Source organism: Pararhizobium antarcticum, assembly GCF_001885585.1.
In the GTDB taxonomy this organism is placed as follows: domain Bacteria; phylum Pseudomonadota; class Alphaproteobacteria; order Rhizobiales; family Rhizobiaceae; genus Pararhizobium; species Pararhizobium antarcticum.
On the sequence record NZ_LSRP01000099.1, the window covers coordinates 1 to 24,345 of the forward strand.

Consider the following 24,345-nt stretch of genomic DNA (forward strand, 5'->3'; position numbering starts at 1 on the left):
AAGAAGCGGTTCAAGCACAGCCCATTCTTCATCGCTCAATTCGTGACGGCGCATCGCAATCTCCTTTCAAGGAGATTGAATCACATCGAATGCCGAAGATGAACCCCGTTTATGGGGACGCGCCCTAAACGCCATGAGCAAATCTCAGGCCATCATCGAGTTCAAGCTTGATGGCACGATCATTACCGCGAATGAGAACTTCTGTCGTGCGCTGGGCTATCCGCTGTCGGAGATCGCCGGTCAACACCATCGGATTTTTGTGGATCCCACAGAAGCTGCGAGCGCTGACTACCGGGAGTTCTGGGCCAGGCTTGCGCGTGGCGAGTTCGATCGTCGCCAATATAAGCGTATCACCAAGGACGGTCGTGAAGTCTGGATCGAGGCCTCCTATAATCCGGTTTTCCGAGGTGGCAAGGCCTACAAGGTCGTGAAGTTCGCAACTGACATTACGGCACAGAAATTGAAGGCCGCCGAAGAGGGTGGCAAACTCGACGCCATTTCCCGTGCCCAGGCCGTTATCGAGTTCACCCCCAAGGGCGATATCCTGACTGCCAACGAAAATTTTCTGAACACGTTGGGTTATCAACTGTCAGAGGTTCAGGGCAAGCACCACTCGATGTTCTGCGAGCCGGCCTACGCCAACAGCGAGGAATATCGCCGGTTTTGGCCTAATCTTGCCAGTGGTGAATTTGTGTCCGGCGAATTCATGCGTATCGGCAAGGGTGGAAAAAAAGCCTATATCCAGGCTTCCTACAATCCGATCTTCGACATGAACGGCAAGGTTTTCAAAATCGTGAAGTTCGCAAGCGACGTTACCGCCCGGGTCGGCAATGTTGAGCAGCTTGCCGGTGCTCTGAACGCCTTGTCCGAAGGCGACCTGACGCAGACGGTGACTACGCCGTTCATTCCGACACTTGAAAAACTCCGTGTCGATTTTAACGCTGCTTCAGAGAAGTTGCGCGGTACGTTGCAGACGATCTCGCAGAACGCCGGCGCCATTGCCGCTTCATCGCAGCAGATCCAGTCGGCCTCGAATGATCTTGCGAAACGCACCGAGCAGCAGGCCGCATCGGTGGAAGAAACTGCAGCGGCGCTGGAAGAAATCACCACCACCGTCGCCGACTCCAGCAATCGTGCACAGGAGGCCGGTCAACTGGTCCGCAAGACCAAGGAAAATGCCGAACACTCCGGCAAGGTCGTAGGCGAAGCGGTCGAGGCCATGGGCAAGATCGAGAAGTCGGCAGGCGAAATCGCCAGCATTATCGGCGTCATCGACGAGATCGCATTCCAGACCAACCTTCTTGCCCTGAACGCCGGTGTCGAAGCCGCGCGGGCTGGCGATGCTGGCAAGGGCTTTGCCGTTGTTGCCCAGGAAGTGCGCGAACTTGCGCAGCGCTCGGCCAAGGCCGCCAAAGAGATCAAGGACTTGATCAGGGCATCGAATGAACATGTGAAAAGCGGTGTTGCCTTGGTGGGCAATACGGGAAAAGCCCTGCAGGAGATCGTGACACAGGTTGTCCAGGTTGATGGAAATGTCAGCGCGATCGTCGAATCGTCCAAGGAGCAGTCAACCGGCCTCAAGGAAATCAACACGGCCGTGAATACCATGGATCAGGGTACGCAGCAGAATGCCGCCATGGTCGAGGAGACGACGGCCGCTGCCCACGGTCTCGCCCGCGAAGCAGAGCAATTGTTCGATCTTCTTGGACAGTTCAACATTGGAATGGGCGGGCCGACCCATCGTGCGGCACCAGTTGCAGCCAGCCATAACTCGCGGCCGGTGGCGTCGCCAGCGCGGCAGATGACGGCCAAGGTTGCCAATGCGTTCAATGGCAACGCCGCACTCAAAGGTGGCGATAGCTGGGAGGAGTTTTGAGATCTCAACCCCGAGGTGCCGATCAGCATTGATGCCGATGAACTGAAATCCAAGGCCTTCGCTTTCGCGACCGAGAGTTCATGGATCCTAACAAAGACCATCCGCGAGATTCGCGGATGGTTTTCTTTTGATCCGGTTCGAGGTTGCCTGCACGGGCAGGCAGCCGCATCGTCGACGGTCTAGGGGCGAGGGGTCTAGGGTAGGCCGGGCTCCTCCTCACGGGCAGGGCGCAGCCTGCAGTCCAGGCTTTCGAGCAGCGATCGTGCCGAGCGGTCGAATGTCGTGACCTCCTCGCGGATCCAGTCTGTAAACAGGCGCACGGGGCGTCGGTTGGTGTGGCGCGCCGGGCAGACGATCCAGTAGGCGGGGAACTCGACGACATCGAAGGCGGTCGACAGGGGAACGAGCGTGCCGCGCTCCAGATCCTCCTGCGCCAGTGTTGCAGAATCCAGCACTACGCCGGCACCATCGCGGGCGAGCTGGATCGCCATCGAGGAGCGGTCGAAACGAAGCGGGGCCTGTTCGGTCGGAGGGTCTATGCCGTGGACCAGAAGCCAGACATCCCATTGATAAAGCGCCTTGACGGAATGGATCAGCCGCGCCCTGGACAATTGCTCGGCCGGGTCGTCACTGAGGGCATACAGCCTGTCGCGATAACCAGGACTGCACATGGGCAGGACGAAATCGTTGATGATACATTCCGTGTGAAGCTGATCCCATGCGCCGGATCCATAACGCAGATCGAGATCGACGATCTCCGTTTCGAAATTGGAGAATTCCGGGGTTGCGTCCACACGGACGCCCCAGTCCGGATTGGCATCGAGAAAGCCCTTCAGGCGGGGCGTCAGCCAGCGCACTGCAAAGCTCGGGCTCGAGCGTATATTCAGTTGTCGGCTGTTATGCTGGCGCAAAACCGCAGAGCGGGCGCCGCGGATCATGCGGAACGCTGTCGATGTTGCCTGAAACAGCATTTCACCATCGATCGTCAGGGTCAGTCGCCGGTCGTTGCGCTTGAACAGCCGCACGCCCCACTGTTCTTCCAGCTGTTTCAATTGCTGGCTGACGGCTGCCATGGATACACCCAGTTCGGCTGCAGCCAGAGTAACGCGGCCGGTCCGGGCCACGGCTTCGAAATAGGCGAGGGAATTCAGATTGGGATTGATCGGCAAGCCGGCCTCCACGTCGGAGCTTCGGACGATCGTTGCCGGAAAAACGATCGCACGAGCCCTTGTCTCTTCGGCTCGCCCGTCCAGGCTGTCAAGCGATTCCGTTCAGCCGGCGATAGGCGGCAACCACCTGGCTGTCGTCTCCGAGCCCGTTACCGCTGCCGCTTTCAGCCAGGAACATTTGATGGGCAGCAGCAGCCAGCGGCAATGCCATCGCGGCGGACCGCCCTGCGGCAAGTGCTATCCCGAGGTCCTTGACGAAAATATCGACGGCGCTGGTGACCGGCGGCGCCTCCATCAGCATGCGCGGTCCGCGATCCCTCAGCATCCAGCTGGAGGCAGCCGACCCGGAGAGGATTTCCAGCAGGACTTGCGTGTCGACGCCGGCCTTTTCACCGAGCGCCATCGCCTCGCCGGCAACAGCAAGGTGCACACCGCAGAGAAGCTGATTGATGGCCTTGACCATGGCACCCTGACCTTGCCGGGGTCCGCAATGATAGAGCTTGTCGCCCATGGCACGCAGCACCGGCGCAACGGCGTGGTAGGCGATGTCCGGTGCGCCGACCATGATCGTCAATGTGCCGGCCTCTGCACCGACCACGCCGCCGGAGACCGGGCAATCGACCAGAACCTTGCCGGAACCTTCGATTTCGGCTGCAAGCTGCACCACGTCATCGGGCGGGCAGGTGGCCATGAGGCAGATATGCGCGCCTTCTGGAAGTTCGGCGAGCGCACCGGCCTGAAGCAACACCGAACGGGCCTGCTGGGCGTTGACCACCATGAGCACCAGGATATCAGCACCGGCACAGGCCTGCGCCAGCGTCTCGACGTGGTCGCCGCCAGCCTTTGCCAGCACATCCATTGCCTCCGCGCGCATGTCGAAACCGCGGACGGCATGGCCTGCCTTCACAAGGTTCTGAGCCATGGGAAGTCCCATGGAACCCAGACCAACGAATGCGACGATTTTCTGCTCTGTCATGGCATGCCTCAGTAGAAGGTGAGCGCTGGGACGTAGGATATCAGCGCGAGCACTGCGATCGCCACCCCGTAGAAAGGCCACAGCTCGCGGACCACGTCGCCGATCGGCACCCTGGCAATCACAGCGCCGATGAACAGGGTCGTTCCGATTGGCGGCGTAAACAGGCCGATGGACAGGTTGATGCAGATCATCACGCCAAGCTGGATCGGATCCATGCCGATCGACTGGCCGATGGCGACGAAAGTGGGGCCAAGCAAAAGGATGGCCGCGGGAAGATCAAGGAACATGCCGATGACCAGCATGATGATGTTCATCATCAGAATAATCAGCACGGCATTGACCAGGGTGTGCTGGGCCCATTGCGCGACGATCGTCGGCACCCGCTCGGTGATCAGGACATGGCCGACAAGACTGGAGGCTGCGATCACCAGCATCACGACGCCGGTCGTGGTGACCGTGCTGACCAGCGCCTGGTAAATGCGCTGCCAGGTAAGGTCACGGTAGATCGCCAGGCTGACGACCAGCGCATAGAAGACGGCAATGACGCTGACTTCGGTTGGCGTCGCGATACCGGCGCGCAAAAGCAGGACGATGAAGAACGGCATGGCGAGGGCCGGCAAGGCCAGCAGCACGGACTTGCCGAAGGACGTCAGTTGCTTGTCCACCGTCAGGCGCGGAAAGTTGCGCAGCCGTCCGGAAAAATAGCAGACCAGCATCATGCCGAAGGCGAGCATCAGGCCCGGGAGCACGGCAGCGGAAAACAGCTTGGCGATCGAGGCATTGGCGACCGTCGAATACAGGATCAACGGAATGGACGGCGGAATGAGGCCGGCAATGGTGGATGATGATGCCGTGACGGCAGCCGCAAAGGCCGGCGGATAGCCTTCCCGTTTCTGCCAGGGAATGAGCATCGAGCCGAGCGCGGAGGCTTCGGCTACAGCCGAGCCGGATACGCCGCCGAAGATGGTGGAGCCGACAACGGTGACCTGTCCCATGCCACCATGAAAACGGCCGACGAGCCTGGCTGCAAACTGCACGAGTTTCTGGCCGAGCGTACCCGACATCATCAGCGATCCCGACAGGATGAAGAAGGGAATGGCCAGCAGCGGAAAGCTCTGGGTCGGCTGGAAAAGCTTGACGACGGCCAGCACCGTGGGCGTGCCGCCCTGCCAGAGAATGGCGGCGCCGGCAGCGATGATCAAGGCGTAGCCGACGGGCGTGGAGATCGCCAGCAGGACGGCGAAAATGCCGGTCATGATCGCGGTCATAGCGTGTGCTCCGGTTCAGGCTGATGAAGGGTCCTTGGATCATCGGTAAAGACGACCCGCACAAGATTGACGAGCGACGCGAGCGCAATGCCGCCGAAACCGAAGAGCAGCGAACTGTAGGCCCATGCCTGGCCGAGCCCCGTCATTGGAAAAACCTGCGTCCGGGTGATCTGGATGACCTGAAGCGAAAGAAAGGCGAGATAGGCGAAGGAGACCGCCACCAGAAGATGAATGAAGCTCAGCAGCATGCGCAGCTGTTCGGTCGACAGGAAGCCCCGGATCGCTTCTGCAGCAATATGCGAGCCGCGTTGTGCGCCGAGGACGATGCCGCCCATGATGAGCCAGGGAAACAGAAGGTTTGGCACCTCGTTCGGCCAGCCGAGGCCCGCCTGTGTCATGTATCGGATGGTAACCTCGAGCATCAGGGCGATGAAGATCGCGATGACCGCGCTGATGGCGATCACCATGGCCACGCGGTCGAGCACGAAGCCGATGCCGTTTGCAATGCGCAAGGCGGGAGAACCCGCCTTGGCATTGTCGTTGCGGACAGGATCCGTCATCGTCATTTGCCTGCTGCTGCCTTGGCGGCGGCCACCAGTTCGTCAACCAGTTCCGGATATTGCACGTGCCATTTTTCGTAGACAGACTGGGTTGCCGCGACAAAGGGGGCGGGATCGACGTCGTTGATCTTGACACCTGTCGCTTCGATTTCGCCACGCAGCTTGTCCGTCTGCTCACGCACCATCTGGCGGTTCAGTTCACCCGCTTCCTTGGCCGCATCGCGGACGATCTGCTGATCTTCCGGCGACAGCGTATCAAAGACGATCTTCGAGGCTAGAAACGGCGTCGATTCATACTTGTGGTTCGTCATGGAGATAAAGGGCTGAACTTCATGCAGCTTCGACGAGAAGATGTTGATCAGCGGGTTCTCCTGGCCGTCGACCACGCCCTGTTGCAGAGCGATGTAGAGCTCGGAAAAGGCCATCGGCGTTGGCGAGGCACCCAGAGCCGTGAAGATGTCCACGGTCATCGGATCCGGTGGCGTGCGGATCTTCATGCCAGCCAGATCCGCCGGCGAGACAATCGCCTTCTTGGAGTTGGATGTCTGGCGGATGCCGTTGTTCCACCAGGACAGAACGACAAGCCCCTGCGTTTCGGCGGCGGCGGCAATCTTGTCGCCCACCGGGCCGTCCATGACCGTTTCGGCCTGCTTCAGATCCTGAAACAGGAATGGAAGGCCGAGAAGCGCGATTTCAGGCGCGACTGCCGAGGTTGTTCCCTGGGAGTTTGCCGAAAAAGCGATCGTACCGAGACGCATATTGGTGATGGTCTCAGCATCGTCGCCAAACTGGGCGCTGCCGCCGACGGACACTTTCAGGCGGCCATCCGTCTTCTGTTCAACGAGCTCGGCGAATTTCTGCGATGCCACGTCCTTGGGATTACCGGCAGCGGCATTATGCGAAAGCTGGAATTCCTGCGCGCTCGCCTGGCTGGCGCAAAGCGACAACACGGCAGCCGCAACGATCTGGCGAATATTCATTGTGTCTCCTCCCTGAGAACATCATCTATCATCCGGTCTGCGAGAATTCTCCTGCGGCAAACGGGCCTTGCCGGTTGCCCGGCATATCCTGGAAAGAGCATCGACCGAAACCCTCCCAGGCGGCGCATTGCACACAGCGAGCGTCCTCCCCGCTCAACCTGACCTGAGCCTGTCTGATCTCCTCGGTCCAGTCACGTAAGTTCTACTTAACAACTCGTTCGTTTTTCTTAATTGCCGGGGATGGCAAGTTAAGTCCAGAAATTGCTGTGGGGGCGATTGGTTTGCGCCGCCGCCGCATGGGAGGAAACATGACCAGCCAAATTCAAGCGACAGACCTGTCGAACATGAGTCTTGCGCGCCGTGCCTGGGAAATCCGGCGCAAGGCGGTTCGCATGGGCGAAGTTCAGGGCCAGGGCTATGTCGGCCAGGCGCTCGGCGTCGCTGACGTGCTCGCTGTCTCGTATTTTCACGCCATGACCTATCGCCGCGAAGACCCCGAATGGGAAGGCCGCGACCGGTTCCTTCTGTCGATCGGTCACTACGCGATCGCACTTTATGCCGCCCTGATCGAGGCGGGAATCCTCCCGGAGCAGGAGCTCGAGACCTATGGTACGGACGATAGCCGCCTGCCGATGTCCGGCATGGCCGCATACACGCCCGGCATGGAAATTACAGGCGGCTCGTTGGGGCAGGGGCTCGGTATCGGCGTCGGCATGGCGCTGGGCCTGAAAGCCAAGAAAAACCCGGCCTTCGTCTACAATCTGATGTCCGATGGCGAACTCGGCGAGGGCTCGACCTGGGAAGCGGCCATGTCGGCGGCCCATCATAAGCTCGACAACCTGATCTGCATCATCGATTTTAACGACCAGCAGGCCGACGGCAAGTCGACCGAAATGCTCTGTGCCGAACCGCTTGCTGCCAAATGGAGCGCCTTCGGCTGGCACACACAGAGGGTCGATGGCAACGACATGGCGGCGCTCGTGGCTGCGTTCGATGCAGCGCGTGCGGTCACGGACGCAAAACCCCGCGCCATCATCTGCGATACGCTGATGTGCAAGGGCGTGCCCTTTCTCGAGGCGCGCGAAATGGCGCATTTCGTGCGGGTGGAGGCCGATGAATGGCAAAAGGCACTGGCCGTGCTGGATGCGAACCGGCCGGAATGAGGCCGGCTGGAATGAGGAGGGAAAAAGCATGAGCACGAACCGCAATTACGATCCGCACCGCAAATGGCAGCCCCGGACCCCGCCGAAGAGCGGCGAGGCCGTGCGGACCTCTGCGATGATCGCGTCCTTGGCGGCGGAAGGCTACGAGACGGTTTCCGCGCCGTTCGGTCATGCGCTGGTTGCCGAGGCAAAGCGCAACGACAAGATCGTCGGACTGACGGCGGATCTTGCAAAATATACTGACCTGCACATCTTTGCCGAAGCCTTTCCGGAGCGATTCTACCAGATGGGCATGGCCGAGCAGGTGATGTTTTCGGCTGCGGCCGGCCTCGCACGCGAGGGTTTCCTGCCGTTCGCCACCACCTATGCGGTCTTTGCCTCGCGCCGTGCCTATGATTTCATCGCCATGGCGATCGCCGAGGAAAATCTTCCGGTCAAGATCGTCTGCGCCTTGCCGGGCCTGACCACCGGATATGGTCCAAGCCACCAGGCAACGGAAGATCTGGCGATCTTTCGCGGGCTTCCGAACCTGACGATCATCGACCCCTGCGACGCGATCGACGTTGCGGAAGCCGTCCCGGCGATGGCAGCACATGACGGTCCTGTCTATATGCGCCTGCTGCGCGGCAAGGTGCCGTCCGTCATTCACAAACACTGCCCCGATTACAAGTTCGAGATCGGCAAGGCCAAGCTCCTGCGCGACGGCACGGATGCGCTGGTGATTTCCTCGGGATTCATGACCATGCGGGCGCTGGACGCGGCCGTGGAGATGGAAAAGGACGGCCTGTCCATCGGCGTGCTGCACTGCCCGACGATCAAGCCGCTCGATACGGCCACGATCCTATCGGAAGCCGGCAAGGGCGGAAGACTTGTGGTGACCGCTGAAAACCACACGCGGGTCGGCGGTCTTGGCGAGGCTGTCGCCGGCACGTTGCTCGTCAATGGCGTGACGCCGACCTTCCGGATGATCGGCCTGCCCGACCAGTTCCTGGATGCCGGGGCCTTGCCGAGCCTGCATGAGCGCTACGGCATTTCGACAGCCGCGATGATCCGCCAGATCCGCGGCTGGCTTTGAAGAATTCCTGAATTCCAATCACATTCTTGCACTGCGCGTGATTGCGCCGGTGCGATCTGACCAAAGGGAGAAGAAACAATGGGTATAGCTCTGCTCGAGGGCAAATTTGCAGTCATCACCGGTGCAGCGTCTAAGCGTGGTCTCGGCAAGGCAACGGCCAGGCTGTTTGCCGCACATGGTGCCACCGTCGCGATCCTCGATCTGGACGAGGCCGCCGCGAAGGCCGCCGCTGCCGATCTCGGCCCGCAGCATGTCGGCATGGCTTGCAACGTCACCGACCTCGAAGCAGCCCGCACGGTCATGGCCGCACTGATCGCCAAGTGGGGTCAGATCGACATTCTCGTCAACAATGCCGGCATCACCCAGCCGCTGAAAATCATGGATATCGCCCCGGAAAATTACGACGCGGTTCTGGACGTGAACCTGCGCGGTACGCTTTATTGCAGCCAGGCCGTCATCCCGCACATGCGCGAGCGCCAACAGGGCAAGATCGTCAACATGTCGTCGGTTTCGGCACAACGCGGCGGTGGCATCTTCGGTGGTCCGCATTATTCGGCAGCCAAGGCCGGTGTTCTCGGCCTGACCAAGGCGATGGCCCGCGAACTCGCGCCCGTCAACGTGCGGGTCAACGCTATTTGCCCCGGCTTCATCGCCACCGACATCACCGCCGGCATGCTGACGCCGGAAAAGCTCGTGGAAATCGAGGCCGGCATCCCGATGGCGCGCGCCGGAACCGCGGACGATGTGGCCGGTTGCGCCCTGTTCCTTGCCTCGGACCTGTCGTCCTACGTCACCGGCTCGGAAGTCGATGTCAACGGCGGCTCGCTGATCCATTGATGAAGATGACGGCCCGGTTTCAAGGCCGGGCCGTCGTTGCAGTTCTCGGGAGAAACGTATGAAAATCGGACTTGGCAGCTATGCTTTCCGCTGGTCTATCGGCATCAAGGACCTGCAGCCGGAAAAGCCGATGACGGCAATGGAGGTTCTGGACATCGCGCATGGGCACGGCCTTGGCCTGGTGCAATATGCTGACAACCTGCCGCTCGACCGCCTGACGCCGGACGAGCATATCGCGCTGAAACAGCGCGCTGACAGCTACGACATGACGCTCGAACTGGGAATCCAGTCCTTTGATGCGAAGGAGCTGGCGCGTTACATCCCGATCGGCGAGCGGATCGGCTCGAAGATCTTGCGCGTGGCGCTGGATGCCGAGGATGCGCTCATTCCGGTGGCCGAACTTGCCGCTGAGATCCGCGAACTCCTGCCGGATGGCAAGCGAGCCGGCCTTCGCTTTGCCATAGAGAACCATTTCAACTACCCGTCGACCCGTATGGTGGAACTGCTGGATGCGGTTTCCGATGAGGCGCTCGGCGTCTGCCTTGATGTCGCAAACTCCATCTGCGCCGGGGAATGGCCGATGACCACGGTCAGGATGCTGGCCCCCTACACGATCAACCTTCACCTGAAGGACTATCAGATCACCCCCGACCCCTATGGCGTCGGTTTCCGAATCCATGGCACGCCGCTGGGCGAGGGGCGGGCGGAGATCGAGGAGATCCTCGCCTGCCTGTCGCATTGCCCCGACGATATGAGCTGCATTCTGGAACACTGGCTGCCGCAAACCGATGACATGGCGGCGACGCGCCGGCTGGAGCATGCATGGCTGGATCGCACGGTTGCGGCCGCCAAGCGGTTGGTTCCCTCGACCACCGCCGACTGAAACGCAAGCCCAGAACTGTTTCGAAATCCACGACAACCGGACGTCGCTGCGGTGGCGCTACCGTCGAATGTCCAGAAGGATCGTACCGGACCATGAGCATCAAGACCAAGAAACTGATCAACGCACCCGAAAATATCATCCCCGAATTTATCGAGGGTCTGATCGCCGCCTATCCCGACATGCTGTGCGTGGAAGGAAGCACCGGCCGTGCGGTCGTTGCGCAACAGGGCCCGCGCGATGGCAAGGTCGGCATTGTCATTGGCGGCGGTTCCGGACACGAACCCGCCTTTGCAGGATATGTTGGCCAGGGACTGGCCGACGCCGCAGCGGTTGGCAATGTCTTTGCGTCCCCTTCACCGGAGCAGATTCTGGATGCGGGCCGGGCCGCCGATGGCGGGGCAGGCGTGGTCTTTCTCTACGGCAACTACACCGGCGATGTGCTCAACTTCACGATGGCGGCGGAGGAATTGGAGGCCGAAGGGACGCCGGTGCGCCAGATTGCCGTCGCCGACGACGTCGCATCCGCACCGTTTGAGCGTCGGCACGAACGCCGTGGCGTTGCCGGCGATTTCTTCGTCTTCAAATGCGCCGGGGCCGCCGCCGATCTTGGCGAGCCGCTGCAGCGCGTCGAAGAACTGGCCCGTCTTGCCAATGACAGATGCCGTTCCATGGGCGTGGCGCTCGGAGCCTGCTCTTTGCCGCAGACCGGCACGCCGAATTTCGAGATCGGCGCTGCAGACATGGAAATCGGCATGGGTCTTCATGGCGAACCGGGCATGCGCCGCGAGCCTCTGGCGCCTGCCGATGCCGTGACGGATGTTCTGATGGAACCCATCCTGCGGGAACTCGGTCTCAACGATGGCGATCGCGTGGCGGTGCTCGTCAACGGGCTGGGGGCCACGACACAGCTGGAACTCTTTCTTGTCTTCCGGCGCGTGAAGCAGATCCTCGATCAAAGGAGCATCCACATCCACGCCAACTGGGTGGGCGAATATGCAACGTCGCTGGAAATGGCCGGCGCGTCGGTGACGTTGTTGAAGCTCGACGACGCGCTGACGCGGCTCCTCGACCATCCCTGCCGCACGCCGGCCCTGACGGTGGGTGCTGCAGCTGAGCGCCCGGTGGATGCGCAGCGCAGCGTCCGAAAGACGAGGGCCATCAAGGATGTCGTCGTTTTGGATCGCGCCACATTGGCCACCGGCGGGCGCATTACGCCGCCTGCGTTCCTTGCCATGATGCGGGCGGTCTCGGTCGCAATCCGTGCGCAAAAAGACTGGTTGTCTCAGCTCGACGGCGTCATCGGCGACGGTGATCATGGCGTGACCATGGATATCGGCTGGACGGCGGTCGGGCATGTTCTGGACGCGCAGCCGCGGGATGCGGTGATTGCCCAGACCTGCGAACAGATGGCACAGGCCTTTCTGACGGCCGTGGGCGCGTCTTCGGGGCCGCTTTACGCCGGCGCTTTTCGTTCTGCTGCAGCAGCTGTCAACACCCGCCTGAACCTTGATTCTGCAGCTCTCGCCGCCTGGATTGCCGGGATGAACAACGGCATTCTTGCCCGTGGCGGCGCGAAGCCCGGAGACAAGACGATGATCGACGCCTGGGCACCGGCTGCGGAAGCCGCTGCGATAGCGGCACAGGCGGGCGGCGATGAACGTGCCGTGTTGCAGGCCGCATGCGATGCCGCGAAGACAGGAATGGACGACACAGCCGGTATCGAGAGCCGTCGCGGCCGCTCGGCGAAACTTGGGCTGCGGTCGATTGGCCATATAGACCCCGGCGCCGCCTCGGCCTATCTCACGCTCCGCGCAATGCATGAGGCCTTGCTGGGCCTTGAATAGTCCGGAGAAGGGCGCGATCCTTTTCTCGTCGGGATCAGGTTCAAGCCGGCAGAACCTTGCCCGGATTGAGAATGCCGTTGGGATCAAGCGCCTGCTTGATCCGCCGCATGACCGCGATTTCGGCTTCGCTGCGGGAGTGGTCTAGGAAATCGCGTTTCAGCGTGCCGATGCCGTGCTCGGCCGAGATCGAACCCTTGAACTGCCGCACCAGACCATAGGCAATCGTGTCGATCGCGTGCAGGTCGTGCGCGTCTATCCCGTCCTTCCAGACGGCCACATGCAGGTTGCTGTCGCCGACATGGCCGAAAAACGAGACATGGGCGTTGGGGAAGTGCTGGAGAAGCGCCGCCGAGCAGTCGTCGGCGAAATCGCCGAGCTGGCCGATCGGCAGGCTGATGTCGAGATTGACAAGGCCCGGCAGGCGCTGATCCATGGCATGGCCTTCGCGCACTGACCAGAAAATCCGGGCTTCCTTTTCCGACTGGGCGACCAGCGCATCCTGGATCGTGCCATCCTCTAGCGCCGTGCCGAGGAATGTCTCGAAACGTTCCCTGTCCTCGCCGCTCCCCGAAGAATCGACCTCGATGATCACCGCAAAGGGTGGCGGGTTTTCGAAAAGCGAGAGCGCCAGCGCCTCGGTGTTGAAGCGGAAATAGCTGTCCCACATGGCCTCGAACGCCGACAGGCCCGGGAGATCGCGTTGCGCCGATTTCAGGAGGGCGACGACGGCGCCATAGGTTTCGACCGCACAGAGCGCGGTCAGCCGGGCAGCGGGCAGGGGACGAAGGCGCAGGACCGCGCGGGTGATGATGCCGAGCGTGCCTTCCGCGCCGATGAACAATTGGCGCAGATCGTAGCCGGTATTGTTCTTCATCATCTTGTTGAGAGACGACAGAACAGTGCCGTCAGCGAGAACCGCTTCGAGCCCGAGCACATTATCGCGGGTCATTCCGTGGCGGATGACGCGGATGCCGCCGGCATTGGTGGAAAGATTGCCGCCGATCTGGCAGGAGCCGCGCGCCCCCAGATCGATCGGCAACAACAGGCCCATCTCTTCCGCAGCGCGCTGGGCGACTTCCAGCGGCGTGCCGGCCAGGACCGTCATGGTGCCTGCCGCGACGTCGATCTCCTCGATGCCGGTGAGGCGCTCGAGCGACAGCGCGATCGCGCCGTCATCAGCATTGGCGCCGCCGGCAAGCCCGGTGCGGCCACCCTGGGGAACGACGGGCTGGCGGTAACGGTCGCAGATCTGTAGCGCGAGCGACACCTGTTGCGTGCTTGCGGGACGCAAGACGGCCAGCGGCAAGGTGCGGCCCGTGGTGCTGGCGTCGCTGCGATAGCGCTCGCCGATCGCAGCCCCCGTCAGGACCGCATCCGCACCCAGCGCCTCGATAAGGTCGGTGATCACGCTCATGGCTTGATTGAATCTCCGGTTCGGCCGGGTTTGTGGAGGAAGGATGGCAGGTCGGCAATCGTGCGGCAACCGAGCTGCGCCATGGCGCCGGACAGTTCGGCCTTGAGAATGCCGATCAGGTGGTCACCACCCCGCGCGCCGATCGCGGCACTGGCGTAAATGAAGGGTCGGCCGAGAAGCACGGCATCGGCACCGAGTGCCAGCATGCGAGCGATATCGAGGCCGGAGCGGATGCCGCCGTCGGCAAGGATTGGCACATCCGGCCCGAGCGCACGGCGCATCCCGGGCAGCACGGAAACGGCGGTCGGTGCGGCATCAAGCTGGCGGCCGCCATGATTGGAGACGATCAGGCCGTCGGCGCCAAGTGCCAGATAGGCCTGCGCCTCCGTGACATCGAGTACGCCCTTGATCAACATGTTTCCGCTCCACGCATCGCGGATTCGGCGGACCCGCTCTGCCCCGAGATGGCCGGTCATGACGCGGCCGACGAACGCAGCGGATTGCTGCAGGGAAACGCCCTTCGGAAAATAGGGCGAGAGGTTCTCGAAATCGGGAATGCCATGCCGCAACACGTGGCGCGCCCAGGCTGGGTGCGTGGCGATCTGGAACAAGGTGCGCGCATCGAGAATCGGTGGCACGGACATGCCGTTGCGGATATCGCGCTCGCGGCGGGTGGGGGCTGGGATGTCGACGGTCAGCACCAGGGTCCGGTAACCGGCGCGAAGGGCGCGTTCGAGCATGTCGGCTTCCATTGCCGGATCGTTCGGCGGGTAGAACTGGAACCAGCCATTGTCGTCGACAACCGGACCGATCGTTTCCATCGAACGATTTGCAAAGGTGGAGAGCACATGCGGAATGTTGTGCGCCATCGCCGCCTGCGCCAAAGGCAGCTCGCAGCCCGGCCAGAGCAGGCCGGCAAGACCGAGCGGGGCAACGCCGAACGGCGCATCGAAACGCTTTCCAAGCACAGTGATGCCCATGTCCGGCGTGGCCGCCTCCGAAAGGTAGCGTGGCATCAGTTCGACCGTGTCGAGGCTTGCCGCGTTGCGCCGCACGCTGCTTTCGCGTCCGAGGCCGCCGATCAGATAATCATGCACGAAACCCGGCATGCGCCGCGCTGCAGCTGCTTCCATATCGGGGATGCAGGGAAAGCGGCGGTTGAGGTTTTTCATGGTGTCAGGCTCGCTTCCCGTTGGCGCAGTGCCGTTTCCTATCACGATTTGGCATCGTTCCAGCCCGTGGCAAACAAGCCATTCCCCAGTGAGCCGCAGAGACCATTTCTGAAATTCCCTGGGCGGTTTCCGCGGGACCCATGGTGCCGGCCATCTGTTCGCATACAGCGTGTGCCAGCGGACAATCGAAAACGAGTGAAACGTGCATTGACCTCGCTAATCCGTCAGATGGGCCATGTCGCTACGCGCATTCTTGCTGGCGTAGAGCGCCCGCGAGCGTTCCAGATGCCGCAGCACCGCCTGTTCGGCCGCATCCGGGTCGTTGCTTTCAAGACAGGTGATGATTTCTGCGTGTTCGGCCAGCGTCAGCTTTTCCTTGCCGGTCCAGATCAGCATCTCCGTGTGATACTCCTTCAGCCAGGCCAGCATCGCCTCGCTGATGGCAATGAAGATCGGATTGCCGGAAATTGCGGCGATGCGGGTGTGAAACTCCATGTCGGCGGAAATAAAGGCTTCCGCCTGCCCGAGAGAAGTCCTCTGGCGCTCGAGAATTGCCTGCAGGTCTGCAATATCCAGCTTGCTCGCCTTTCCAGCGGCCTCCCGCGCCATGCCGCGCTCGAAGAAAATACGGGCGCTTTTCAGATGTTCGAGGGAATCCGACGATTTCGACAGCATCATCTTTGCCGTCATGTCCACCTGCCGGAAGATCGATTGCGCCGTCAGTTCCAGCACCTTGGCGCGCTCGCCATGGGATATGACCACCAGTCCCATATTGGCAAGCGACTGCATGGCCTCGCGGATTGCCGGACGGCCGACGCCGAAGCGTTCCATCAACTCGCGCTCCGACGGCATTTCGTCGCCCGGCTCCAGTTCTCCCGCGGTGATCATGCCGCGCAAACGCGAAAACACCTCGTCGGACAGTTTGCGGCGAACGATCTGCTCTGTTTGCTGGCCCATATCTTCCCGTCGATGTCTTTTCGTTGCCGGACACGCTGTCCACCGGATTATGCACTGTTGCTTGCGCAAAGCGAAAGCCGGGAAACGCCCCCTCATCACGCCGTCCACATTCATCTCGGCACAGGCAAGGTTCCTGTTGCATGAATTGCTATACTCATTATACCAGTTGCCCGATCCTTTCCACCACCGTAATCTGATTTTTGCGAAAACCGGGACTGGCCTTCATGACGACGATTACCATCACCTACCGCATCGAAACCGCTGGCAGTATCGAAGCCATGGCCGCCAAGATCGCCAGCGACCAGTCAACCGGCACCTTCGTCGCGGTGCCCGGCGAAACCGAGGAACTGAAAGCCCGGGTCGCCGCCCGGGTCATCGCCATCCGGCCGCTTTCGGATGCCGCGCATCCTTCGTGGCCGGAACTGCGGGCAGGGGATGGTCAGATCAAGCGCGCAGATGTCGACATCGCCTTTCCGCTCGACGCTGTCGGTACGGACCTGTCGGCGCTGATGACGATCGCGGTTGGCGGTGTCTTTTCGATCCGCGGCATGAGCGGCATCCGCGTCGTCGACATGAAGCTGCCGCAGGCGTTCAAGGGCGTTTATCCCGGTCCGCAATTCGGCATGGCCGGCAGTCGGCGGCTGACCGGCGTTGTCGGGCGACCGATGATCGGCACCATCGTCAAGCCGGCGCTGGGACTTCGCCCGGACGAGACGGCTGAGCTCGTCGGTGAGCTGATCGGCTCCGGCGTCGATTTCATCAAGGATGACGAGAAGCTGATGAGCCCGGCCTATTCGCCGCTCAAAGAGCGCATCGCGGCGATCATGCCGCGCCTCCTCGATCACGAGCAGAAGACCGGCAAGAAGGTGATGTATGCCTTTGGTATCTCGGCGATCGATCCGGACGAGATGATGCGCAATCACGACTTGGTTCTGCAGGCCGGCGGCAATTGCGCCGTGATCAACATCAATTCGATCGGTATGGGCGCCATGGCCTTCCTGCGCAAGCGCTCAGGCCTCGTTCTGCATGCCCATCGCAATGGCTGGGATGTGCTGACCCGCCATCCCGGCATCGGCTTCGATTTCAAGGTCTGGCAGCAGTTCTGGCGGCTTCTCGGCGTTGACCAGTTCCAGATCAATGGCATCGGCGTCAAATACTGGGAACCGGATGAGAGCTTCGTTGAATCCTTCGACGCCGTAACGACACCGCTGTTTGATCCCTCCGATTGTGCCCTTCCGGTTGCTGGCTCCGGCCAATGGGGCGGCCAGGCGCCGGAAACCTATCGCCGCACCGGCCGCACCACCGATCTTCTCTATCTCTGCGGCGGCGGCATCGTCAGCCATCCGGGCGGCCCGGCAGCCGGCGTGCGCGCCGTAACACAAGCCTGGGAGGCGGCAGTCGCCGACATCCCGCTCGATATCTATGCGAAGGACCATCCGGAACTGGCGGCATCGCTTGAAAAATTCGGCAGCGGCAAGGGCGAGTAAAGCAATGACGACATCCAGGACCACCCGACCGCTTCTCAGCTACTATGGCGACGATCTGACCGGATCGACCGATGTGATGGAGGCACTCGCCTCCAACGGCGTGCCAACCGTACTGTTCATGGAGCGGCCGGATGCGGCATTGCTCGAGCGTTTCAGCCATTGCCGCGCCATTGGCCTTGCCGGCACCAGCCGCAGCGAAACACCGGCCTGGATGCGGCAACATCTGACACCGGCCTTTGAATGGCTGAAATCGCTGAATGCCGACATCTGCCACTACAAGGTCTGCTCGACCTTCGATTCCAGCCCGGCGGTCGGCAACATCGGCACGGCCATCGAAATCGGCAGGACAGTCTTTGCGCAGGCGCTGGTTCCGCTTCTGGTGGGCGCACCTCAATTGAAACGCTACACCGCCTTTGGCCATCTCTTCGCCGCCTATCAGGGTGAAGTCTACCGTATTGACCGACATCCGGTCATGAGCCGTCATCCCGTCACACCGATGGCGGAGGCGGATCTGCGTCTGCACATGGAAAAACAGACCGCTCTGACGATACGACTTGCCGATCTCGCACTGCTGGCTGCTGCGGATGCCGACGATCGCGTCGACGCCTTGTGCCGCGATCATGACGGCATGGTGCTGTTTGACGTCGACGGGCCGCAATCGCAACGCCAGGCCGGGCGGCAGCTCTGGCGCACGCGTCAACCGGGCGGCTGGTTCGTCGCCGGCTCCTCCGGCGTCGAATATGCTCTGTTGCCGACCTGGCGCGATGAACGGCTGACCGATGCCGATGCCGCTTTCCCCCTGCCGGGAAAGGTCGATCGCCTTGCGGTCGTCTCCGGCAGCGTTTCACCGACCACCGAACGGCAGATCCGCACGGCCGTGACCGATGGTTTCGACGGCATCGGGCTCGACCCGGTCGTGCTGCTCGGCGAGGGCGGAAACCAGGCGCTGGAGACCGCTGTGGCGGCCGGGTTGGCCAGCCTGAAGGCCGGGCGCAGCGTCATCCTGCACACGGCGCTCGGTCCTTCCGCTGACAAGGGCGGCGAGATCGATCGTGTGGCCGGAAGCCGTCACCGGCTCGGCCGCATGCTCGGCGAAATCCTGCGTCGCCTCGTGGAGACCGAAAATCTCGGGCGCGCCGTGATTTCCGGCGGAGACACGTCGAGCCACGCCCTGAAGGAATTGCATGTCGAGGCGCTGACCACGCTTCTACCGCTGCCGCAGACGCCAGGCTCGCCGCTCTGCACCGCGCACGGAAACCATGCCGGGACCAACGGCCTGCAGATCGCGCTCAAGGGCGGGCAGGTGGGATCGGACAGCTATTTCGCCCAGATTCGGGCTGGATCGCGCGATTGACGTTTGAGATGGCGGCATGTTTTTGGCTCCAATGACGTGCCTGCCGAAAAATAATCGGGGATCGTGACATACTGATTGACTCATCATACCAGTTGCCTGTAGTTCTTTGTAAAAGAGACATCGGGTGAGGAAACATGACTTCGATCGCACTGTTCGGCGCCGGCGGAAAAATGGGCTACAGGCTCGCCAAGAACCTCAAGGGCTCGCGCTTCGACGTGCGCCATGTCGAGCTCAGCGATGCCGGCAAGGCGCGCCTCAAGGACGATCTCGGTCTGTCCTGCGTGGATGCAGACAGCGCGCTTTCGGGTGCTGACGTCGTCGTGCTGGCTGTTCCTGACACGGCCATCGGCAAGGTTGCAGCCGGCATTGTTGACAAGCTTGCAGCCGGCACCATCGTGATCGTTCTCGATGCGGCAGCGCCTGCCGCAGGCCATCTGCCGAAGCGTGATGACCTGACCTATTTCGTCACCCATCCCTGCCATCCGCCGATCTTCAACGACGAGACCGATCCGGCCGCCAAGCGCGACTTCTTCGGTGGCGTTGCCGCCAAGCAGCACATTGTCTCCGCCCTGATGCAGGGTCCGGAAGAGCATTTCGCGCTCGGCGAAGAAGTGGCCAAGGTCATCTGGGCACCCGTGATGCGCTCGCACCGTGTCACCGTCGAACAGATCGCGCTGCTCGAGCCGGGACTGTCGGAAACCGTCTGCGCCTCGCTGTTGATGGTCATGCGCCAGGCGATGGACGAATGCGTCGCTCGCGGCGTGCCGAAAGAGGCCGCGCGCGACTTCCTGCTTGGCCACATGAATGTGCTGGGCGCGGTGATCTTTGAGGAGACGCCCGGCGTCTTTTCCGATGCCTGCAACAAGGCCATCGAATTCGGCATCCCCGTCCTGATGAAGGACGACTGGAAGAAAGTCTTCGAACCCGAGGAGATCGCCGAAAGCATCCGGCGCATCACCTGATCGACAGAGGGCAAGCGCCCGATGACATCGCGACTCCGCAGGGAACGGAGCCGTCACCTTTAACGCACCTGGGAGGAATACCATGAAACTGACACGCAGACTGACCCTTGCCGCCTTTGCCGGCGCCCTGTCGATGAGCGTTGCCATGCCGGCATTCGCAGCCGACCTCATCGCCATCATTACGCCAAGCCATGACAACCCCTTCTTCAAGGCGGAAGCGGTCGGCGCGGAAGCCAAGGCCAAGGAACTGGGTTACGAAACCCTCGTTCTCGTCCATGATGACGATGCCAACAAGCAGAGCCAGTTGATCGACACCGCCATCGGCCGCGGCGCAAAAGCCATAATCCTCGACAATGCCGGCTCCGAAGCCTCGATCGCCGCCGTCCAGAAGGCCAAGGATGCGGGCGTTCCGTCCTTCCTGATCGACCGCGAAATCAACGCAACCGGCGTTGCTGTCTCGCAGATCGTTTCCAACAACTACCAGGGCGCCCAGCTCGGTGCCGAAGAGTTCGTCAAGCTGATGGGCGAGGCCGGCAGCTATGTCGAGCTTCTCGGCCGCGAAGCCGACCTCAATGCCGGCATCCGCTCCAAGGGCTATCACGACATCATCGACGAATATCCCGAGATGAAGATGGTTGCCCAGCAGTCGGCCAACTGGAGTCAGACGGAAGGCTATTCCAAGATGGAAACCATCCTCCAGGCAAACCCTGACATCAAGGGCGTCATTTCCGGCAACGACACGATGGCCATGGGCGCGATTGCAGCGCTTCAGGCCGCGGGTCGCAAGGACGTGATCGTCGTCGGTTTCGACGGCTCCAATGACGTGCGCGACTCGATCACCTCGGGTGGCATCAAGGCAACCGTTCTGCAGCCGGCCTATGCGCAGGCCCAGATGGCTGTCGAGCAGGCCGATGTCTACATCAAGACGGGCAAGGGTCCGGCCGAAGAAAAGCAGCTGATGGATTGCGTGCTGATCAACGGCGAGAATGCCGCCAAGCTCGAGACCTTCGCGCTCACCAACTGATCCTCCCAAAGGATGCACGCAGGGCGGATCGTCTCCGCCCTGCGTCTATTTCCATGTGACGGAGTTGAATTTCATGTCGACGTTCCGGGCCGCAGCCCTTTTCACGCTCGCAATCGCGCTGGCCTTGCCGGGCTGCAAGATCGTCAAGACACCGACGGCCGAGGAGGCTGCGGAGGAAGCAAGCGGCGGCTTCAATCCGGCGCGCCAGGTGGCCGGCCTTTGGGATGAAAAGGTCATTCCATTTCTCGACAAACGGGCAGGGACCTTCCAGGAGGTTTCCAGCCTCGCGAAATCCGACTTGGACGCAGCGGCTGCGAAATACGGGCACAAGGAAAAAGAGGGCAGCGCCCCCTGGACCTTCGTTGCAAAAGTGTCCGGCACGATCATCAAAGCCGAGACAAAGTCGCGTGCCGCCTATCTCGAAACCGATGTCGATGGCGACGGCAAGGGCGATGTCCGCATCCAGATCGGCCCGGTCATCAAGGGCACGGCGCTGCGCGACAGCCTCGATTTCGTCAATTTCAACGAGTTCAAGAACCAGATCCAGTGGGCCGAATTCGGCAAGGCCTTCAATACCCATGTGATCGGCCTGACGCTGGACAAGCTGCCGCGCGAGGGCATGGAAGGAAAGGCGATCGAAGCGACGGGCGCCTATCCGCTGCCATCGGCCGGCCAGCCGGCTTTGTTCACGCCCGCCACCATCACGATTGGCGGCTGAGATGGCACTGATCGACACCCATGACACGATCCTGAAACTTGACGACGTCACCAAGGTCTATTCCGGCATCGTTGCCGTCAAACATGCCAGCCTCGAGCTGAAGCGCGGCGCGGTCAACGTTCTCGTGGGTGAAAACGGTGCCGGAAAGTCGACGCTGATGCGCATGATCGCCGGCGTCGAAAAACCTTCGCTCGGACGCATCCTGCTTGAAGGCAAGGAGGTCGAGTTCAATTCACCGGCCGACGCGCAGAAACACGGCATCGGCATGGTCTTCCAGGAACTCAACCTGTTCGGCAATCTGTCCGTCGCCGAAAACATTTTCTCGACCCGCGAGATCACCCGCGGCCTGCGCGGCATCGACCACAAGGCGCAGGTGCAGAAGGCCAATGTCTTTCTCGACAAGCTCGATGCCGGCATCAGCGCCGAGACCATGGTCGAGGATTTGCCGATCGGCCAGCAGCAACTGGTCGAAATCGCCAAGGCGATCTCGCTCGACACCCGCATTCTCATTCTCGACGAGCCGACCTCGGCGCTTTCCGCCGCCGAAGTCGATATCCTGTTCAAGGTCATCAACGAGTTGAAGGCGCAAGGGGTGGCCATCGTCTACATCTCGCACCGGCTCGAAGAGCTGATGCGGATCGGCGACTACATCACCGTGCTGCGCGATGGCCAGATCACCGGGCAGGCGCTGGTGAATGACATCGACACGAAATGGATCGTCCGCTCGATGATCGGCTCGGATGCGAAGGATTTCGCCAAGTCCGTTGATCACAAACTGGGTGCCGAAGCCTTCCGGGCCGAAGACATCTGCCTGCCGCGTCGAACCGGCGGGCTTGCCGTCGATCATCTGTCGATCTCGGTCAAGGCTGGCGAGGTGCTGGGCATTTACGGCCTGATGGGCGCCGGGCGCAGCGAATTCTTCGAATGTATCATCGGCCAGCACGCCCATTCGACAGGCCGGATCTTCATTGCCGGCGAGGAAATCGTCGCCAGGGATACGTCCACCCGCATCCGCAAGGGACTGGCGCTGATCCCGGAGGACCGGCAGCGTGAAGGCCTAGTGCAGGTCTTGTCGATCGCCTCGAACCTGACGCTGGCGAGCCTGGAAAAATTCGTGAAATTCGGCTTCCACATTGCCGGAGCGCGCGAGCGGTCCGCCGTCAAGGACGCGATCAGCAACCTGTCGATCAAGGCACCGAACCCGGATTTCGAGGTCACCTCCATGTCTGGCGGTAACCAGCAGAAGGTCGTTATCGGCAAGGCGCTGATGACCAATCCCAAGGTGCTCCTGATGGACGAGCCGAGCCGCGGCATCGACGTCGGTGCCAAGGCCGACGTGTTCCGCACGATGCGGAGGCTCGCGGGCGAGGGCCTCGCCATCCTGTTTTCGACCTCCGATCTCGAAGAGGTCATGGCGCTCTCCGACCGGATCGCCGTCATGAGCAATGGCAGGATCACGACCATCCTCGACCGCGCGGACGCGACGGAAGAACTGATCGTCAAGGCCGCGTCCGAGGGACACAAGTCGGCCGAACAGAAATCCATAAGGGAAACTGCGTGATGACCACCGCAACCGCGACCGAAAAAGCCCCCGCGACCGACAGCGGCTCGATCCTCTTGACGCTGATGAAGGCCAGAACCTTCATCGCTTTGTTTGCCGTCATCGTTTTCTTCTCGATCTTCGCGCCGAATTTCCTGTCGACCGCCAACATCATCCTGATGTCCAAGCATGTGGCGCTCAACGCCTTCCTCGCCATGGGCATGACCTTCGTCATCATCACCGGCGGCATCGATCTGTCTGTCGGCTCGATCGTCGGTCTCTGCGGCATGGTCGCCGGTGGCCTGATCCTCAACGGCATCGACCTGCAGTTCGGCTATACGATGTATTTCAACGTCGTCGAGGTCTGCCTGATCACACTGTTCGTCGGCGTCGTCATTGGTGCCGTCAACGGTCTCCTGATCACCAAGCTCAACGTCGCTCCTTTCATCGCCACGCTGGGCACGCTCTATGTCGCCCGTGGTTTCGCGTTGCTCTCGTCCGACGGCCAGACCTTTCCCAATCTCGTGGGCAAGGAAGAGCTTGCCACAACCGGTTTCGGCTTCCTCGGTTCCGGCCGTATCATCGGCCTGCCGGTGTCGATCTGGATCCTGATCGTCGTGGCGTTGGCTGCTGCCTATGTCGCCAAATATGTGCCGATCGGCCGCCAGATTTTTGCCGTCGGCGGCAATGAGCGGGCCGCGCGCATGTCCGGCATCCGCGTCGATCGCGTCAAGATGTTCGTCTACATGTTCTCGGGCTTCTGCGCCGCCATCGTCGGCATCATCATCTCGTCGGAACTGATGGCGTCGCATCCGGCAACCGGCAATTCCTTCGAACTCAATGCGATCGCCGCAGCGGTTCTTGGCGGCACCTCGATGTCCGGCGGCCGCGGCACGATCGGCGGCACCATCATCGGCGCCTTCGTCATCGGCATCCTCTCCGACGGTCTGGTCATGATGGGCGTGTCGTCCTTCTGGCAGATGGTCATCAAAGGCATCGTCATCATCGTCGCGGTGGTGGTAGACCAGGCGCAGCGACGCCTGCAACAACAGGTGACATTGATGCAACTGGCGAAGAAGGGCTGAT

21 protein-coding genes are annotated in these 24,345 nt (G+C 61.5%); 13 read left to right on the top strand and 8 right to left on the bottom strand.

Going from position 1 to position 24,345, the window contains the following annotated elements; translation table 11 throughout:
• The first annotated feature begins 133 nt into the window (after positions 1-133).
• Positions 134-1,876: a methyl-accepting chemotaxis protein gene (locus AX760_RS17025; RefSeq protein ID WP_071834187.1), complete on the top strand. Its 1,743-nt coding sequence runs from the start codon at positions 134-136 to the stop codon at positions 1,874-1,876.
• A 194-nt stretch (positions 1,877-2,070) separates the two neighbouring features.
• Here AX760_RS17025 and AX760_RS17030 read toward each other — a convergent pair whose 3' ends face one another.
• The 5 genes from AX760_RS17030 to AX760_RS17050 all read right to left on the bottom strand — a co-directional run bounded on the left by AX760_RS17030 (position 2,071) and on the right by AX760_RS17050 (position 6,829).
• The gene (locus AX760_RS17030; protein ID WP_071834223.1) at positions 2,071-3,045 is read right to left on the bottom strand and encodes a LysR substrate-binding domain-containing protein; all 975 of its coding nucleotides are present in this window, start codon (positions 3,043-3,045) and stop codon (positions 2,071-2,073) included.
• A gap of 88 nt (positions 3,046-3,133) precedes the next feature.
• Positions 3,134-4,021, bottom strand: a complete 888-nt coding sequence (locus AX760_RS17035; protein ID WP_071834188.1) for an NAD(P)-dependent oxidoreductase — start codon at positions 4,019-4,021, stop codon at positions 3,134-3,136.
• Positions 4,022-4,029: 8 nt separating this feature from the next.
• Positions 4,030-5,289 (bottom strand): TRAP transporter large permease, encoded by a 1,260-nt coding sequence (locus tag AX760_RS17040; protein ID WP_071834189.1) that lies wholly within the window; start codon positions 5,287-5,289, stop codon positions 4,030-4,032.
• Positions 5,286-5,849 carry a TRAP transporter small permease gene (locus AX760_RS17045; RefSeq protein ID WP_245295047.1) on the bottom strand — a complete coding sequence of 188 codons (564 nt, stop codon included), beginning with the start codon at positions 5,847-5,849 and terminating at the stop codon, positions 5,286-5,288. Before AX760_RS17045 ends, AX760_RS17040 begins: the two co-directional genes overlap by 4 nt.
• A gap of 2 nt (positions 5,850-5,851) precedes the next feature.
• Positions 5,852-6,829, bottom strand: a complete 978-nt coding sequence (locus AX760_RS17050) for a TRAP transporter substrate-binding protein (RefSeq protein ID WP_071834191.1) — start codon at positions 6,827-6,829, stop codon at positions 5,852-5,854.
• A 308-nt stretch (positions 6,830-7,137) separates the two neighbouring features.
• Between AX760_RS17050 and AX760_RS17055 the strand changes: the two genes are divergently transcribed.
• The 5 genes from AX760_RS17055 (at position 7,138) to dhaL (ending at position 12,631) form a co-directional block, all read left to right on the top strand.
• Complete coding sequence (locus AX760_RS17055) at positions 7,138-7,992, top strand: transketolase (RefSeq protein WP_071834192.1); 855 nt, start codon at positions 7,138-7,140, stop codon at positions 7,990-7,992.
• A 28-nt stretch (positions 7,993-8,020) separates the two neighbouring features.
• Positions 8,021-9,067, top strand: coding sequence for a transketolase family protein (locus AX760_RS17060; RefSeq protein ID WP_071834224.1), 1,047 nt, complete (start codon positions 8,021-8,023; stop codon positions 9,065-9,067).
• 78 nt (positions 9,068-9,145) lie between these two features.
• A complete protein-coding gene (locus AX760_RS17065) occupies positions 9,146-9,904 on the top strand; it encodes an SDR family NAD(P)-dependent oxidoreductase (RefSeq protein ID WP_083531219.1) in 759 nt (252 codons plus the stop codon).
• Positions 9,905-9,962: 58 nt separating this feature from the next.
• A complete protein-coding gene (locus AX760_RS17070; RefSeq protein WP_071834193.1) occupies positions 9,963-10,787 on the top strand; it encodes a sugar phosphate isomerase/epimerase family protein in 825 nt (274 codons plus the stop codon).
• 98 nt (positions 10,788-10,885) lie between these two features.
• Positions 10,886-12,631 carry a dihydroxyacetone kinase subunit DhaL gene (dhaL, locus tag AX760_RS17075; protein WP_210187275.1) on the top strand — a complete coding sequence of 582 codons (1,746 nt, stop codon included), beginning with the start codon at positions 10,886-10,888 and terminating at the stop codon, positions 12,629-12,631.
• Positions 12,632-12,671: 40 nt separating this feature from the next.
• Here the strand turns inward: dhaL and AX760_RS17080 are convergent, their stop codons facing one another.
• The 3 genes from AX760_RS17080 to AX760_RS17090 form a co-directional block, all read right to left on the bottom strand.
• A complete protein-coding gene (locus AX760_RS17080; RefSeq protein ID WP_071834195.1) occupies positions 12,672-14,045 on the bottom strand; it encodes an FAD-binding oxidoreductase in 1,374 nt (457 codons plus the stop codon).
• Entirely contained in the window at positions 14,042-15,217 is a 1,176-nt protein-coding gene (locus AX760_RS17085; protein ID WP_071834196.1) for an alpha-hydroxy acid oxidase, read from the bottom strand. Before AX760_RS17085 ends, AX760_RS17080 begins: the two co-directional genes overlap by 4 nt.
• 216 nt (positions 15,218-15,433) lie before the next feature.
• Positions 15,434-16,174, bottom strand: a complete 741-nt coding sequence (locus AX760_RS17090) for a transcriptional regulator NanR (RefSeq protein WP_071834197.1) — start codon at positions 16,172-16,174, stop codon at positions 15,434-15,436.
• 224 nt (positions 16,175-16,398) lie between these two features.
• Between AX760_RS17090 and oiaX the strand changes: the two genes are divergently transcribed.
• The 7 genes from oiaX (at position 16,399) to AX760_RS17125 (ending at position 24,344) form a co-directional block, all read left to right on the top strand.
• Positions 16,399-17,661, top strand: coding sequence for a 3-oxo-isoapionate-4-phosphate decarboxylase OiaX (gene oiaX, locus AX760_RS17095; RefSeq protein WP_071834198.1), 1,263 nt, complete (start codon positions 16,399-16,401; stop codon positions 17,659-17,661).
• A 4-nt stretch (positions 17,662-17,665) separates the two neighbouring features.
• Entirely contained in the window at positions 17,666-19,015 is a 1,350-nt protein-coding gene (locus tag AX760_RS17100; RefSeq protein ID WP_071834199.1) for a four-carbon acid sugar kinase family protein, read from the top strand.
• Between the two features lie 134 nt (positions 19,016-19,149).
• Entirely contained in the window at positions 19,150-19,977 is an 828-nt protein-coding gene (locus AX760_RS17105) for a phosphogluconate dehydrogenase C-terminal domain-containing protein (protein WP_071834200.1), read from the top strand.
• Positions 19,978-20,059: 82 nt separating this feature from the next.
• A complete protein-coding gene (locus AX760_RS17110; protein WP_071834201.1) occupies positions 20,060-21,001 on the top strand; it encodes a D-ribose ABC transporter substrate-binding protein in 942 nt (313 codons plus the stop codon).
• Positions 21,002-21,074: 73 nt separating this feature from the next.
• Positions 21,075-21,719 carry a DUF2291 family protein gene (locus AX760_RS17115; RefSeq protein ID WP_071834202.1) on the top strand — a complete coding sequence of 215 codons (645 nt, stop codon included), beginning with the start codon at positions 21,075-21,077 and terminating at the stop codon, positions 21,717-21,719.
• Between the two features lies 1 nt (position 21,720).
• Entirely contained in the window at positions 21,721-23,280 is a 1,560-nt protein-coding gene (locus AX760_RS17120) for a sugar ABC transporter ATP-binding protein (RefSeq protein ID WP_071834203.1), read from the top strand.
• Entirely contained in the window at positions 23,280-24,344 is a 1,065-nt protein-coding gene (locus AX760_RS17125) for an ABC transporter permease (RefSeq protein ID WP_071834204.1), read from the top strand. Before AX760_RS17120 ends, AX760_RS17125 begins: the two co-directional genes overlap by 1 nt.
• The last annotated feature ends 1 nt before the right edge of the window (position 24,345 follow it).

Bases quoted from the DNA above. Each gene is read 5' to 3' on its own strand.
- AX760_RS17060 (WP_071834224.1), top strand. From the start codon at position 8,021: ATGAGCACGAACCGCAATTACGATCCGCACCGCAAATGGCAGCCCCGG.
- AX760_RS17070 (WP_071834193.1), top strand. From the start codon at position 9,963: ATGAAAATCGGACTTGGCAGCTATGCTTTCCGCTGGTCTATCGGCATC.
- AX760_RS17105 (WP_071834200.1), top strand. From the start codon at position 19,150: ATGACTTCGATCGCACTGTTCGGCGCCGGCGGAAAAATGGGCTACAGG.
- oiaX (WP_071834198.1), top strand. From the start codon at position 16,399: ATGACGACGATTACCATCACCTACCGCATCGAAACCGCTGGCAGTATC.
- AX760_RS17100 (WP_071834199.1), top strand. From the start codon at position 17,666: ATGACGACATCCAGGACCACCCGACCGCTTCTCAGCTACTATGGCGAC.
- AX760_RS17110 (WP_071834201.1), top strand. From the start codon at position 20,060: ATGAAACTGACACGCAGACTGACCCTTGCCGCCTTTGCCGGCGCCCTG.
- AX760_RS17090 (WP_071834197.1), bottom strand. From the start codon at position 16,174: ATGGGCCAGCAAACAGAGCAGATCGTTCGCCGCAAACTGTCCGACGAG.
- AX760_RS17045 (WP_245295047.1), bottom strand. From the start codon at position 5,849: ATGACGGATCCTGTCCGCAACGACAATGCCAAGGCGGGTTCTCCCGCC.
- AX760_RS17120 (WP_071834203.1), top strand. From the start codon at position 21,721: ATGGCACTGATCGACACCCATGACACGATCCTGAAACTTGACGACGTC.
- AX760_RS17085 (WP_071834196.1), bottom strand. From the start codon at position 15,217: ATGAAAAACCTCAACCGCCGCTTTCCCTGCATCCCCGATATGGAAGCA.
- AX760_RS17040 (WP_071834189.1), bottom strand. From the start codon at position 5,289: ATGACCGCGATCATGACCGGCATTTTCGCCGTCCTGCTGGCGATCTCC.
- AX760_RS17050 (WP_071834191.1), bottom strand. From the start codon at position 6,829: ATGAATATTCGCCAGATCGTTGCGGCTGCCGTGTTGTCGCTTTGCGCC.
- AX760_RS17035 (WP_071834188.1), bottom strand. From the start codon at position 4,021: ATGACAGAGCAGAAAATCGTCGCATTCGTTGGTCTGGGTTCCATGGGA.
- AX760_RS17125 (WP_071834204.1), top strand. From the start codon at position 23,280: ATGACCACCGCAACCGCGACCGAAAAAGCCCCCGCGACCGACAGCGGC.
- AX760_RS17115 (WP_071834202.1), top strand. From the start codon at position 21,075: ATGTCGACGTTCCGGGCCGCAGCCCTTTTCACGCTCGCAATCGCGCTG.
- AX760_RS17080 (WP_071834195.1), bottom strand. From the start codon at position 14,045: ATGAGCGTGATCACCGACCTTATCGAGGCGCTGGGTGCGGATGCGGTC.
- AX760_RS17055 (WP_071834192.1), top strand. From the start codon at position 7,138: ATGACCAGCCAAATTCAAGCGACAGACCTGTCGAACATGAGTCTTGCG.
- AX760_RS17065 (WP_083531219.1), top strand. From the start codon at position 9,146: ATGGGTATAGCTCTGCTCGAGGGCAAATTTGCAGTCATCACCGGTGCA.
- AX760_RS17025 (WP_071834187.1), top strand. From the start codon at position 134: ATGAGCAAATCTCAGGCCATCATCGAGTTCAAGCTTGATGGCACGATC.